At 44.8% G+C, this 16,430-nt stretch carries 2 protein-coding genes; both read right to left on the bottom strand.

The window, feature by feature from the left end:
• Window positions 1-158: 158 nt before the first annotated feature.
• Window positions 159-4,988, bottom strand: a complete 4,830-nt coding sequence (locus ACM0OX_RS08885; RefSeq protein ID WP_414514555.1) for a thioester reductase domain-containing protein — start codon at window positions 4,986-4,988, stop codon at window positions 159-161.
• Window positions 4,985-15,913 carry an SDR family NAD(P)-dependent oxidoreductase gene (locus ACM0OX_RS08890; RefSeq protein WP_414514556.1) on the bottom strand — a complete coding sequence of 3,643 codons (10,929 nt, stop codon included), beginning with the start codon at window positions 15,911-15,913 and terminating at the stop codon, window positions 4,985-4,987. The genes ACM0OX_RS08885 and ACM0OX_RS08890 overlap by 4 nt, the downstream gene beginning before the upstream one ends.
• Window positions 15,914-16,430 lie beyond the last annotated feature (517 nt).

The raw sequence follows: 16,430 nt of genomic DNA on the forward strand, positions 1-16,430 counted from the left end.
ATTGGGATAAGGCAGAAGGCAAGAGAAAGCTAAACTCCCAATACTACTTGGGTTTTGCATTTTGAACCCAAAGTTTGGTTTTGGGTAAGGGTTAAGGGTTTTTAATTTCCCTTTCCCCCTTCCCCCTTCCCCTTTCCCCCTTAACCAACAAGTATTGGCTAAACTCCGCTCAAAAATCCACTTTTATTGAAGTAGGCAAAGTAGATATTGAGTAATTCGGTGTTTATTGTTGGATAAATAATATTGGTGTCAGTAAGTCCAGTCAATGTATTTTGGCAATCAAATGCTGGTAACTGCACGTTCTTTAATAATTGTTCGTCTAACAATGGCAGGAAAGCATGTAAAGCATTTGGAATATTGTGTTCCGCATTGTGTAGCAATTTAGCATACCACTCATGGTAAGAAACTTGCTCTAGCGAATAGCCCAAAGACCGAACTAAGTCACACCAATTACGCCAAGACAGACAATCAGGAGAAACAAGGTGAAATGCCTTGCCGAAGGAGTCAGGGTTTTGAGAGAGGTGGACGATCGCTCTGCTACCATAATCAACTGGGGTCAAATCGAGCGGAAATTCCAAATCCGGCACCATACCTAGTTCGATACAGCCTTTAGTCAGGCTGCAAAAGAAGTCATCCACATTGGCGATTCCCGTTTGGCTGTGTCCTGAGATTGCACCTGGTCTGTAGATGCATACAGGAAGCCCGCGATCGCGGGCTTGCATGACCAGCTTTTCTGCCACCCATTTACTTTGTAAATAACCCCCTTGCAACCCTTCAAATTCTGCCAATCTATCGGATTCTTGAATGGAGTTAGCATTTGCATAGGCAGGAGCAGAAAAGATGCCCAGCGTCGAAACAAAATGCACGGGTTTGACTTTCGTTTGAGCTGCTAGACGCAAAATCGCCTGAGTTCCCAGGACATTGGCTGCTTTGAGTTTTGTGTAGGGATAAAGAAAATTGACGACAGCACCATTGTGATAGATGACATCAATTTGATGGCTAAGTTGATGGAATTGTGACTCATTCAAACCTAAGTTCGGCAACGCCAAATCGCCAATGACCGGAATGATGCGAGAGCGAAACTGTTCTTGCCAAAGTCCATGTGCTTGCAAATGGCTTTGGATGCGTTGGATTCCCTGTTGTACATCCTGCGCTCGCACTAAGCAATAAACATTAGCCGTGGTCTGTTGCAGGAGTTCGTCTACTAAATACGCGCCGAGAAAACCGGTTGCTCCAGTTAAGAAAATCGCCTGGGGTTGGGCGATAAACTTGAATGCTGTCGTTGGACGAATTGCCGGATCTAAGATAGCCTCTGCTGCCAGATCGATCGCTAAATTGGCAGCCACTCCTGTCTGAGCGATCGCTTCAATTACTTGAGCTACTCCCGCAATTGTTGGAACTTCCAATAATTGATGAATGGGTATGGTTACTTGGAAATTTTCTCGCAACCGAGACAGCAGTTGCACTGCTAACAAAGAATTGCCTCCCAAGTCGAAGAAGTTATCGTAGATGCTGAGTGGGGATCTGTGAAGTAAGTTTTGCCACAGTTCAGCTAAGTGTTTCTCGGTTTCGGTGCGGGGTGCAACAAATGTCTGATGCTGTTGTTGGTATTGAACTTGAGACTCCTCAATTTGCTGGAGAATTTGGTCTGGTGTATGCCAATCTGAGGCAATTTTTTGGAATAAGGCGGTGTAATTGGCAGATTGTTGGGGTATTGCGCGATCGCTTTGCGTTAAATTCCCTTCAGATGCCGAATGTTTTGGTTGTTTGTCTAATCGTTCAGAAGCAATAGCGATCGCTCGACAAGCATCTGCTGAAAACTTATAGCAGTAGCTTTCTGCTAAACGTTCCTTGTCAATTGCTACCAACTGTTCTAGAAAATCCCCAACAGGCTGGTTTTTAGAACTGGGCGTGTAAATAATATCGATCTGCTTCAGTCCGCGTGCCAGGGCAATTTTACCCAGGAAATTGAGCATTTGATACTCAACTCCTCTGCCCAAAACTCGACAACTGAGTAACAGCGTATCTACCACCACTGCCGACGCTGTGGTTTGTACCATCATCATTCCCACCAAACCATAATTCCCAAAGCGGTCTTTCACGTCCACAACATAGCAAGTATGAGTGTCTAACAGGCAAAAGGCTTTGATTTCAGCCGACGTTCTGCGTAAGGTGGTGGTATTAAATTGATTTGTTCGCTGCGTTAGTTGAGCAACACGATCTACCTGGGAGGGCTGCATTTCCATAATATCCACTTGCAGATTGAGGCTATTGAGGAAATCTAGCAACGTGAGAGATTCGTTTGCCGCTTGCTGACGTTGGCGATTTTGCTGGTAAACAATCGTTCGCTGTCGATCCTCTACAGTGATGTTTAGACGATCGAATGCCCAGGTATGAGCCAGGAATTGGGGAATTTCAGTGGTATTTGTGGGCAATTGCAGGGTTAAAACTTCTGGACAGTGATGCCGAACTTCAGCGCATTCGATGGGGTTATCATCAATAAAGATGAAGCTATCTAAACTCAGCCCTAGTTCTTGAGACAGCAATTTTAAGTTTTCTGATTTAGTCTGCCAATTAATTTGCCAAGCTGCCAAATGGTGACGCTTTAGCCGCATATCGGAGCGTTGGTCTAATACAGCAAAGACATCTGCTTGATTATTTTTGCTGCACAAACATAGCAACATCCCGCGATCGCACTGCTGAATCATAAATTCTTGCAATGCTTGATAAGATGAATCTATGACAATGCCCTCAACTCCATCCTCGCCACAAACACCTTGCCATAAGGTTTGATCGCAGTCTAAGACAATTACTTTATAAGGCGCTCTCTGTAGGCAGTGAATTTTTCTTGCCAACATTGTTCCTAACGCTGTGAAAAATGCTGGCGTAAATGGAATATGTCCGATTTCATCGCCATAAGAATCATAGAAATTAGTTACTGGGTAGCTTGTTGCTAACTCCTGATAATTAATAATATGCAGTCCACTAATATCGGCAAGTTCTGTTAATAAATTTGCTTCCACTGCTTGCAAAAAAGTTGCTATTTCTGCATTACTTGGCAATAAACAAAGCAAATGGGGAATTTTAGTACGTTCGCAGGATTGACGTAACGCCAAAACTAAATCTTGAGCATTGCGCTCAATGGAATTCTTTTGTTCGTTACTAGATAACTCTTGTGAATCCTCAGACCTAACCCAATCTTCTAACCGCACTAGAACAATATTGACTCCCGTTTCATTTTGCGATAATAGACTATCAGGAGTCAGCAGTTGTTGAAAAACCTGGTTATAGGGAGCAAAGGTAATTTCTGAGGGTAAATTGAGTTGCTGCATCCAGAATTTTAGAGAATCTGCGACTAAATCGGCGGTAAAAGTAGCTGCGATCGCCAGCTTTTGTTTTTGGTATCGACTCCTAGCTAATTTGGCTTTTCTATCAAGGTCTGTTGGTAGTATAAATTCATTAAGGCGAATATCTTTTGACTTAACCCATTGTTCTAAAATTTGGAATAAAGTATTACCAAAAGCGTCGATTGTTTCACTTTCAAATATATCGGTGTTATATGCAATTCCTATTTGTAAATCTGCTCCGACTTCGTAAATATAGGTATATAAATCTAAATCAGTAGGCCCCCAAATTCCTTCGTCAATCAATGAAAACGTCAGATTGGGTAAATTTGTTAGGTCGCTCGGTAGTTGGCTGTTGACATAGCTTAATCCGGTGCGGAATGTTTGAAAAAAGGGAGTATCTTGTGCAACCCGACTCGACCCCATGACTTCAACGACTTTACCAAAGGGGACATTTTGGTGAGCATAAGCAGATAACAACACCGATCGCACTCGGCTGAGTACTTCGGCAAAAGTGGGATTGCCAGACAAATCTGTACGCAGCAACAAAGGATAGCCAAAAAACCCAATCAGCGACTCTACTTGCGGATGAACTCGACCAGAGGCGGTAAAGCCAATTAAAATATCTTCCTGCTGAGAACACAAATAAATCAAAGCCTTAAACGCCGCTACGAAAGTCATAAAGGAAGTAATTCCCATTTGTTCGTGACTTCGTTGTTTGATTGCAGCCCACAGAACAGGATCGAGTTTAAAAAACTTTCGCCGACCCTGGAAATTCTGGAGTGGCGGTCGGGGATGGTCGATGGGCAACTTTAATTCAAATGATGCCCCCTCTAGTTGCTGTTTCCAGTAAGCTAGTTCGCTTTTGAGTGCATCATTGTTGAGCCACTGGCGCTGCCATACGGCAAAGTCTCGATATTGGATCGCAGGTTCTAGCAGTGGGGAAGGTTGCCCCTTGTAGAAATGACTGTAGACTGTCGCCAGTTCTCGAATCCATAAACCCATCGAGATCATATCACTGACAATGTGGTGAATGACGAGCAAGAGAATATGCTCGCCTGCATTTAAGCGAATGAGTTTAATCCGCCATAAAGGAGCGATCGCCAAATCAAAGGGAGCTTCGGCTGCTTCATCGGCAATTTGCCAGAAAGTTTTTAATTGTTCGCTTGCATCTAAATGCTCAAGATTTAAAACAGATAATTTAAACGGTTCTGGTGGAGCGATATTTTGCACGGGATTGCCTTCCCATACCCCAAATGTTGTCCGAAAGACATCGTGACGACGGAAAATTTCATTAATACTTTTTTCCAGGCAGTTTAAATCTAGATCCCCATTCAACCGCAAGGCTTGAGCAATATTATGAGCAGATTCTACAGCAGCTAACTGGGCCAAAATCCACAGGCGTTCCTGCTGGAAAGATACTGGCACATTTTGCGTTTGTGAAACCGGAACCAAAGGGATGGAGGCAGCGCCGATTTTGTTCTGGTATAGTAACCGGATTAGCTCTACTTTATTGTTAGCTAAAGCATTCCGTAAATCGGGAGTGATAACTCCTTTAGGCGCTTGAATGCGGAGTTGTTCCCCATCAACTAATAATTTCACTCCCCGGTCTGAAAGCTCGGCTAAAAGGGCATTTAGGTTCATAGTATTATTTCTTCCACATCCTCAGTGATTTCAGTTGCCGAATTTTCGTTGAGTCCCTGTAAAGCTAGCTGTTTCAATAACAGGTCTGCTAGTTGGTTGATGCTGGAACCTTCAACAAACTTTTCTAAAGAAAGGTCAATTCCCAGTTCTGTGATGATGCGATTGCGGATTTCGATCGCCATCAAAGAATCTAGTCCGGCTTTGCTTAGTGCTTGATTGGCATCGACTCGCTCCACTGAACAACCCAACACTTTGGCAATCTTTTCTTTCAGGTAAATGGTTAAAATCTGCAAGCGATCGCTAAAGTCATGAGTTTGTAATTGTTGCTGAATTTCCATCGGCGGTGGTGATAGCGATTGAGCAATCCCCACCGGAGAAAACTCTGCCAAATATGCCGGACAATTCCCCGGTGAGAATTGCTGCATAAATGTCAGCCAATTGAGCGGCATCACACCGACTTGAGCAACCTCCCAAGAAAAGCTCTGCTCCAAAGCCTGTAAACCTTGGGATGGCGACATCATTTCCATTCCCTGATGTTGGAGTTGTTTACCGAACTGACGCTCGGCGGCTGCACCAATTTCAGCCCAAGCTCCCCAGTTAATACTCAATCCCGATAACCCCAATTGATGACGATAATGTGCTAGAGCGTCTAAAAAGGCATTGGCAGCGCAATGGTTAGCTTGACCGGCAGAACCCAAAACAGAAGCAGCAGAAGAAAACAAGATGAAGAAATCGAGCGGTAAGGCTTGGGTTAATGCGTGCAGATTCCAGGCCCCTTCTACTTTCGGTGCCATGACTCGCTGAAAGCGCTCCCAAGTTTGCTGGAGTAAAACACCGTCATCCAAAACTCCGGCTGCATGGATAATACCGTGTAGAGGTGGGTGGCTGCGGCCAATTTCTGCCAATACCTCCGCCACTTGTGACTGTACAGACACATCAGCTTGCATTACCATCACCGATACACCTTGTGCCTGAAGTTGCTGAATCTGGCGATCGCTCTGTTCGTTTGTCCCCCTGCGTCCCATGAGAACTAAGTGCTTTGCCCCACGTTCTACTAACCAATGGGCAATTAGCAGTCCCAGTCCCCCTAATCCACCAGTAATTAAGTAGGTACTATCTGGACGGATGGGGATATCTGCTTGATTGGGATTTTGTTTTCCACGGTAAGGAACCAGTCTTGCCACCTGACGCATCCCATTACGGAATGCAATTTGATTTTCTTCATCTGGTGATGTCAACTCTGTAAATAATGCATCAAGGGGATTTTGACTTAGCCGATAATTTTCTTGGAGGTCTAAATCTATCAAACGCAGCTGTAATTCTGGGTGTTCTTTGACGATTGCCTTCCCCATTCCCCATAGGGGCGATTGAACTAATCCAGCTCCATCGGCAACTGCTCCTCTAGTTATTACCCATAACTGAGGTGGCGTTATACCCATCTTTTTAACTAGCGCTTGCAGCAAGTACAGAGTACTGCCACAGCCAATATGGGTTGCTGCTTGCAAATCTTCGACGGTTAAGGTTGGTGCAGTTTCTCCAGTCTCCAGGCTCCACAAATGTACCACCCCTGAGAGACGCGATCGCTTGCTAAGTATGTGCAAAACCAACTGCTGAAAATCTTCCGGTTTCTGAGGATTAATTCTGAACTCGAACTCATTCAACAGTTCGTATTCCTGTCCGGGAAAAACTAGAGTACAGGTATCTCCTCGTTCTTGAAACTGTCGAGCAAGTTTCTGACTGATACCTTGACTATCTGCTAAAATTAGCCAGTTTTGTTGTATGTGGTCGGTTCCTTTTTGGGCAACAATCACAGCCTGAGCCAGGGAACCGATGACTTGATTTTTCGGTGCGATCGCCACCGCCGACGTAAATCCATTAGCTTGCAACACATCTTGCCACTCGGCACTACTTAAAAGCGGGTAATTCGGTCGCAACCAGCGATCGGCAAACAACCACCAACCTGGGGTCAAGCCAAAGCTCAAATCTAGCCAACAATGGCGATCGGTGACTTCTAACAGCACCAGAATTCCGCCTGGTGCTAATAAGCTGTGGACATGGGCCAATGTTTGTTGTAAATCTGGTGTAGCATGTAACACATTTGCTGCCAGAATCACGTCATATTTTTGGCCTTCCAAGCCTTGATTCGCTGGATCTTGGCTGATATCTAAAGCCTGATAGCGGACAAATGGGTAATCCCGAAACTTCTCCCGTGCTTTGGCTGCAAACAGAGGTGAAATGTCTGTAAAGGTGTATTCAGCTTGGTAATTATTCAATTGCGGCAGAATGTAAGCGGTTGTGCTGCCAGTTCCCGCCCCAATTTCTAGCAAGCGGATCTTGCTTCCCTGTGGTACTCGCAGCAGTGCTGCGGAAACTGCCTTTTGCACCAATGTATTCATCACTCTAGCAGCTGGGGCATCTTGATACAGTTGCGTCAGCAGGGTGAAATCACCATCGGGAAATAGTAATTGTAGCGGATCAAGTTTTCCCTGAAGTACCTCTGGTAAGCTAGCACCACAGCGTTCTACTAGGGCGATCTCAGTATCTCCGGTAGGGAATTGGACTAACAGTCGGTGTGGTTGCGGCGTTTGGCGATCGAGGGCGCTAATTACTTCCCAGTGATGCCTGCCGTTGGCACAATCAAGAGGTCTGAGCCACCCTGCTTCAGTCAAAATATCCAGAAACCGATGTAGCAGTTGGTGATACTGGCTAATCACCCCCAACTGTTCTGCTATTTCTGTAAAGGAGAACTGCAATCCGAGTTGAAAGTTCCATCCTAGTTGTTGCAAAGCACTGATTACATAAGACAAGCTGAGGGCTTCGAGTTGGGGTAAAAATTCGTCGTTTGATGAGGTTGTTGTTAGGAGTTCAGCCAATTGAGGAATCAGGTTTTGGCTGATGTCCTTGGGATTGAGCAGGTAATCCGGTGAGAGCGATCGCCCCATTCGGGCTTGAGGTCGCCACTCGATTTGATACAACCAATCTGGCGGAACTTGAGGAGAGGTCAATGTAGCCGAAACAACCCTTTGAAGTTGCAGACCTTCAACAACCGCTAGAATCTCACCATTATCTGTAACTAATTGCAAATCGCTTAAGAGTGTTTTGTTACTGTTTTGGCTAGGATGTAATTTGGCAAAACTCCATAGTCGGTTGCTGGGGCGATCGCAAACTTGCAATCGCTTGATGGCGATCGGCACATAAGCCTCTTTGCTACCATCTTGTGGGAACGTAGCTTGCAAAACTTGAAAACAGGCATCCAAGAATGCTGGATGAAACTGATAGGTATCTGTTTCTAAAACGCATGTTTGGGGTAACTCAATTTCCCCTGTCACTACTTCTGAATCCAACCACAACTGTTTAACTCCCCGAAAACTAGCACCATAATCAACCCCCCGTTGAAGAAACTGTTGATAATGTTCGGCTTGGCTGTGGGAAGCTACATTCTTGGGGAGCCAGTGCGTTGCAGAGAGTTCCATCGATGGTTTGAGATTGGATGCGGTAACATTTCCAGAAACATGCAGCATCCAAAAAGGTGAAGAGTCTTCCTCATCTAGTTCACAACTAAAAATTTCAAAGGAATATCCCTGTTGTTCCGTTGGGTGAAGAATAAGCTGGAGTGTTTTAACTTCATTTTCTGATATAATCAATGCCCGTTTATATAGGACATTTTCTAAAATTAAATTTTTGGATTTCAAAACCTTCGCTGCTGCCCCTAAAACCATCTCTAGATAGGCCGTTCCTGGCACGATTACTTTTCCGTAAACGCGATGATCGGCTAAAAAAGCGGGGAAATGAGAATTGATTTGCGTCTGGAAACGAATCTCTTTCGAGTCTGCCAAGTGCAATCTAGAACCGAGCAGAGGATGAGAAGATTTAAGATTTGCAGAGGAGAGTTGAACATTTTTTTGGCTGCTGTCTTTGTTTGGTTCAACCCAAAAACGCGATCGCTCAAAGGGATAATTCGGCAACACGACGCGCCGATGCTCAGATCCCCGATGAAACTCCGACCAATTCACCGATATTCCCTGCTCATAAAACGCCGCTAAACTGCCCAACATCTGCTGCCAATCTGATTCTTGGGATTTGAGACTTGCCAGCCACAGATGTCCCGATTCTGGGATACACTGACGACCCATGCTTACTAAAATTGGGTGTGGCCCCACTTCCAAACAAGCCAAATTTCCTAACGCTGAAAGGCTGACAATACTGTTAGCAAATTGCACTGGCTGCAAAATATGTTGCACCCAATATTCAGGTGTGCTAATCTCCACTCCTGCCAATTGCCCTGTGATATTGGAAATAAAGCGAATATTCGGATTTGGTGTACGGTAGCTCACTTGCTGGGCAATCTGCCCAAACTCTGCCACCATTGGTTGCATCAACGGCGAATGAAAAGCATGGGAAACCTTCAGTGGCTTTGTTTGCACTCCTCTGGCTTCTAAGATAGCCACAGCCGATGCGATCGCCGCAGCTGCACCAGAAATCGCGATTTGCCTTGGTGCGTTGATCGCAGCTATCGCCACCTCCGGCAATGAATCGATCGCTGCACAGACTTGTGCCAAATCCGTAAATACCGCTACCATCGTCCCTGTCTGCGGTAGTGCTTGCATCAATTTACCCCGTGCGGCGATGAGTTTCAATCCATCTTCCAGACTGAATACACCTGCAACAGTTGCAGCAACATATTCGCCCACACTATGACCCATAACAACACTCGGCTTGATACCCCAAGATTGCCATAGCTCAGACAATGCATATTCCAGAGCAAATAAGGCAGGTTGGGTATAGCCAGTCTCATCCAGAATATGACGCGCTAAATTTTTTTCCCTTTCCCCTTTCCCCTTTTCCCTTTCCCATAATGGATACAGCACTTCTAGCAATGGTTGCTCTAATAATGAGTCCAGGATTTCAGCACAGCGTTCGAGGGCTTGCCGAAAAACAGGTTGGGTTTCGTAAAGTTCTCGTCCCATGCCGATATACTGCGAACCTTGTCCGGTGAACAAGAAAGCTACCCCTGAAGCCTGAGAGCGATCGCGCGGATTTTCGGCAATAAATGTTGTGAGTTGATGTTTGAGTTGTGCGGGTGAATCGGCAACCAAGGCCAGCCGATAATCAAAATGCGATCGCCCCACATTACTCGTATAACAAATATCCCTCAAAGATACTTCTGAATGAGACTCCAAAAACCCCACATACCGCCGAGCTAATTCCCGTAACGCTGTCTCAGTTTTTGCCGAAACCGTCAACAGCGATTTGAGGTGGAAATTTACTCCTCTGCCCCCCTGCTCCCCTGCCCCCCTACTCCCCTCCGGCGCTTCCTCCAAAATGACATGGACATTCGTACCGCCAACACCCAAGGAAGTTACGCCAGCCCGCCGAGGCGTTTGGTCTGTTTGCCAGTCTGATAGAGTTGTATTTACATAAAATGGACTGTTAGCAAAATCAATCTTGGGATTGGGATGTTTAAAATTTAGGCTAGGCGGTAGCAATCGGTGTTTGAGTGCCAAAACTGTTTTAATCAATCCTGCTATGCCTGAAGCTGTATCTAAATGTCCGATGTTAGTCTTCACAGAACCAACGGCGCAAAATTGCTGCTTCTGTGTTTTGGCACGAAAAGCTTGAGTTAAGGCTGCAATTTCAATCGGATCGCCGAGAGTCGTTCCGGTTCCGTGGGTTTCGATGTAAGTAATAGTTTCTGGATTAATATCTGCGATCGCTTGCGCTTGGGCAATCATTGCTGCCTGTCTCTGAACGCTGGGAGCCGTATAGCTGATTTTTTGGGAGCCATCGTTATTAATCGCAGAACCCTTAATGACGGCGTAAATATTATCTCCATCGGCGATCGCATCTGCCAATCGTTTCAACATCACAATGCCAACGCCATTGCCGCCAACAGTTCCTTGGGAGTTAGCGTCAAATGCTCGGCAGTGACCGTCGGGTGATAGAATCATCCCTGGCTGATACTGATAACCAGATTTTTGGGGTACGGCGATCGCCGCAGCACCAGCCAGAGCCATATCGCATTCTCTCTGAATCAAACTCCGACACGCTTGATGGACGGCAACTAAGGAAGTTGAGCAAGCAGTTTGCACGTTGACGCTGGGCCCTTGCAAGTTGAGTTTGTATGAAACCCGTGTGGGAAGAAAATCTGCACCATTAGCGATCGCTAGTTGCGAGTCATCAACGTATTCTAGTCGCTCCCGATTTGGGTAAAGATTGTGATTCCAGTAGGTTCGACCTGCATAAAGATTCATCCCCATGCCTGCATAAACCCCGATTAATCCTGTATAAGTTGCAGGATCGTAACCAGCATTTTCGAGTGTTTCCCAAGCACACTCTAGGAACAGGCGATGCTGCGGGTCGATGATTTGGGCTTCTTTGGGAGAGATATCGAAAAATGCGGCATCAAATAAATCAATGTCAGATAAGATACCGCTAGCTTTCACATAATTGGCATCATTAAAGGATGAGGGATCGATTCCAGCTAACTCCAGTTCTTCATCACTGAAAAATGAAATCGATTCCACGCCATTACAGCAGTTTTGCCAGAATTCATCGAGTGTTTTGGCTCCTGGAAAACGCCCGGACATGCCAATGATGGCAATTTCTAATTGCTGGGTACTTTTCATTTCACCCAAGCGATGGGATGACGATAATTGCGATCGCTCCGGCAATGGGATTTGAGGTTGATTCAGGAACTCTGCTAGCGTCTGAATAGTTGGATATTGGAACAAGTCAATCAGTGACAGATGTTGCCCAAATTGTTTTTGTAACCGATCGTGAACCCGAACCAAGGTGAGCGAACTGCCACCTAATTCAAAAAAGTTGCGATCGATACTCACCGAAGAAATGCCCAGTATGTCTTGCCATATTTGAGCTATCTGGCGTTGAATGTCAGTTTGGGGCAAAACGACTTGCCAAGGTTGGTTGTGCCTTTGATTGCTGCCAATAATTTTGGCAATGTCTATCGTACCCGTTTGTGTTAAGGGCATTTTTGCAAGCTGTACAATTTCGCAATGGCTAGGAGTCCCAAAGCGATCGCTAACTCTCAAAGTTTGCTCATATACCTCTGCACCATCCACAGTGGTAATATAAGCGGTTAATTTCTCGATGTTATCGGCTTCTGTCTTCAGATATCGACGAATATGAGGATTACTGCCATCTAAACCGACAATTAGCTGCGGTTGATGACGCGATAAACCTGCCAGTAAGGAACGCCAACCCTGTTCTTGAGTAATACTCTGATAGCCCAAGCGATGAGCTGCTTCCCGGCTGTGGATGGGGTTGCCCTCGCTCATACCAACATCATCCCACTGGCTCCAGTTCAAGCAGTAAGTATCAGGATGGTAATGGTATTGCTGATACTGACAACAACCATCTAAAAAACTGTTGGCAGCAGCATAGGCACTAAAGGTTGCTCCCCCAAACACACTATTTACAGAAGAAAAGCCGATGAAAACGGCATCTGGTCGATTCTGAATCAGTTGAAAAAGTGTCCAAGTGCCCTGAACTTTTGGGCGCAGCATGGTACGAAAGCTTTCTAGTGTAGCCACAGCTATCCAGTGATTTTCCATCACCGTCCAGTGGTGTTTGAGATCGCCTTCACCTGCGAGATGAATAATTCCTGCCAAGGGTTGATTCCATCTCAACTCTGCTTCAGTGAGAGCCTGCTGCAAGCAAGTTAGATCGCAGATATCAACAGCTTTGTATAAGAAATCACTATTTATTGCCAAGAGAGATTGATAATTTTTCAATCGTTTGGCGATCGCTGTATTCTGGTCGAGATGCTGCGACCATTCTGTTTCTGGTGGCAAGTTTGTTCTGCCAACAATTAGCAATCGCACACCATATTGCTGAAGTAAATATTGGCAAACTGAAGTCCCAATTCCACCCAATCCGCCTGTTACCAGATAGGTTTGACCTGGTTTAATTGGTATTTCCTGGATTGGACTAGCAAGCATATCGACTTTGGCAAGTGACGAGACTAGCCGTTGACCTTGACGATAAGCAATTTCACTATCACCCTTGGTAATATTTAGTTCTTTGAAAACATAATTGGCATTTGTTTCCAGTAACCCAACTTCCAAGTCAATGTGGCGACAGTGCAACCAAGATAGTTCTAAAGGAATTGTTTTTAGTAATCCAATAAGTGTAGATTTTTCATAAGCGATCGCATCATCGCTGCTAGTTAACTGGACGTTGTTAGAAATGACTTGTAACTGAATGTCTATATCTAGTAGTTGGTGTTTTTCCTTGGCATTTGCTAAGGCTTGCACTAAAAATAGAATACTATATAACCCTAAGTATTGGGCATCTTCTAGTTCCTCTAGACTAGAAACTTGACCGATAAACTCGTTATATGTCCACAAATGCAAAATCTGAGTGGGAATATCCGATGCCAAAGACTCTAGCAACTGCCGATAGTGATCGGGATCTTCGGGATTGATGGTAAAGCGATCGCCCCGCTCAGATTTGATAAAATCCGTACCTGCTGCAACGCAGATATAAGATTGGTTATGGCGTTCGAGTTCTGTACACAGGTAATTTCCTAAACCTAAACCATCGAGAAATACAAGGAATTTCTGAGTCGGAAGTTTAACTAGCTCCCGATGTTTGTGACTTAACTGCTTAACACACCAAATTCGGCGATAAAACCAGTCAGGTATTGTGTTGGTATTACCACTGAGGATATCAAACTGACGGAGGATAGGTTTAAATTCACCTGATTCAAAGCGTTTAACCAGTTGCGATCGCTGGATCTTGCCAATGGCCGTTTTCGGAATCACAGCTTTCTCAACTGGAATCACATAGCTGGGATTGATCCCACAACGTTGGACAATTTTTTGGCGAATGGTTTGCATCAACGTTGAAATTTGCATTTCATTCGCGTCACCTGCATGGAAGAAGATAGCTAGTTGTTCTGAAGTTTCTCCATCATGTACGGCCACTGCGGCAGTGTAAGAAACAACTACACTTTCAATTTCTTCAACAACTGCTTCAATTTCATGACTATAGTAATTCAGTCCATTGATGATAATAACGTCTTTCTCTCTGCCTGTAATTGTTAAACGTCCTTGTCGTAAAAAAGCTAAATCTCCCGTCTTGAACCAGCCATCTTCTGTAAAAACCTCTGAATTCAGTTCCGGTTGACCAAAATAACCTGATGTTACTGTCAATCCTTTGACTTGCAGTCGTCCGATAGCTTCTTCCTCAACGAGCTGGTCTTGAGCATCAACTATCCGCAGAGAAAATCCGGGAATTGGCGCTCCAACTTCTACGAAAGCATCTTCATCCGTGGTTGATTCTCCAGAAAAGTTGTGAGAGTAAGTCACTCCCGAACAAGTTTCAGCCATTCCCCAAGCTGGATGTATTGCCGTAGTCGGGAGTCCGTGCGCTGTCAGCAATTCTAGAAATCTTCTTGCAGTTTTGCCGACAATGGCTTCTGCTCCGTTAAAGATGTATCGCACTGATGACAAATCCCAATGCCCCTGAGAAAGTTCTGCTGCGGCGGCGTTGATTAGCCCATAGGCAAAATTCGGTGCAAAGGTAACACTCACGCGATAATCAGACATCCAATCAAGCCATTTCAGGGGTTGTTGCAACACCCAATCGGTGACGGCATGAATTTGTTGACAACCCACATACACATCCCGAATATGGAAATATATTAATCCGGCAACGTGATCGAGTGGCATCCAGTTTAAGGAAACATCTTCTTGAGTTAACCCATTCATCTGGACACTCGCAGCCGAACGACAGATGAGACTGCGATGGCTTTGCATAACTGCTTTCGGCGTACCTGTACTGCCCGAAGTGAGAAACAGTACTGCCAAATCATCTAAAGCAGCAACATACCAGTTAGGATCGGGATGGTGAGATTGCAACTCATTGAGGGTAGCGATCGCCAAATTCTCTTCAACTGGTAAATCTGCCAAGGAACGTCTCAGTTCAGATGCTAATCGCTCGCTAGTCAGCACCAAACTGGGTTCTAGTCTTTGCCAGATTTGAGCTAATTTATTAACGAAACCATCAGAGCGATCGTAACTCTGAGGAACGGATAAAGGAATTGGGATAAATCCGCCCAAAATACAGCCCCAGAAGGCAGGAATGAAATCTTGAGGTTGGTCAAATTGAAAGAGGATTCTATCTTGAGGTACAAGCCCTAACTTTCTTAAACCCGCCAAAATCCGTTGAGCTGCGTCTAATAAATCTTTGTAGGATTGGTTTTGGTAAGTATCATCGGGTTGGATGTAAGTAATTCCTTTTGAGCTTTGTAACGCTGCCCTTTGGAGGAGTTCCACTAAGTTAGCGATCGCGCCTGTTTCAATTTGTAGAGGTTCGCCATGACTAATTGCTTTGGCTTTCGGGTGAGAAATCTGAAATTGTGAAGGCTCAAATTGTTGATTTACGCCATCTAATTCTAGTTTTTGCCCAGAATCCTCTAATTGAAAATTGAGTTTTGTTGCTTGTGGATTCCCTAGCAAATCCCAAACGTGTAATGGTGGTAGTTGTTTCGTCTGGTCTTGTACGATAACTGCGACTTGGTTAATGGAGGGGAGCGATCGCAAAGACGACTCCCATCGCTGTACCAAATCGATATCGATCGCCACCAAATCAGTTAGACGGCGATCGTCAATTAGTCCCTCGCTGGTGAGCGGCAATCTGGATAACCAAACGTAGGATTGAGGCAGGATAGTGTTTGGCAAATCAACCTGCAAATATGCATTTAGTTGTGCCAACGAACATTTTGCCGATGCAACTATGTAGGCAACTAACCACATATCTGCGGTTTCTGTTTCTCGGATTAATACCCGACACTCTTCAATTTCTGGATGGGTCAGGAGTGCAGTTTCCAGTGCTGCTTGCAGGGCTGCTTGGTCTGCTAAGTTTGCCTGAAAACCATTGAGGGTACTAATTTTCTCCAACATTCATAAGCTCCAAACTAACTTAGACACGTTTGCTGTTGCGGGATGTCTTTACTTCTACAAGCAACCCTATTGGGTAGTTTTATATAACAGGCAACAGCTAATAAGCAACAGGCATAAAAGTCCTTGGTGTCGAGGTTTGACAATCGGTTGATGTCCTAACCTATCTGGTAACTGCTATATATACGTTTTTTGGCTGTTTTTGAGATATTTGCTGTCCAAGGTCGCGACCTTGTGAATATTGAGAATACATGAAATTTTTTCGTAGTCATTAACTTTGTGACCTTTTGTAACAAGTGACGTTAAAAGAGAATCTGGAAGGATTGAACTTAAAGCTTTGTAAATATTTGCTAGCAAGTTTTAGGAAGATTTTTGGATAAAATTCACTCGGTTTGAAGTGCAACGGTGTCGAAAAACAAAACTATGTAAATAAAAATAAATTAACTTGTAACTCTTGTTGTTGGGAACTTTCAAATAAAAAAAACACCCCAAATTTTCTTGTGGGATGGGTGTCCCCACC

Origin of the sequence: Nostoc sp. PCC 9305 (assembly GCF_963920915.1) — a bacterium.
Classification (GTDB): Bacteria; Cyanobacteriota; Cyanobacteriia; order Cyanobacteriales; family Nostocaceae; genus Nostoc.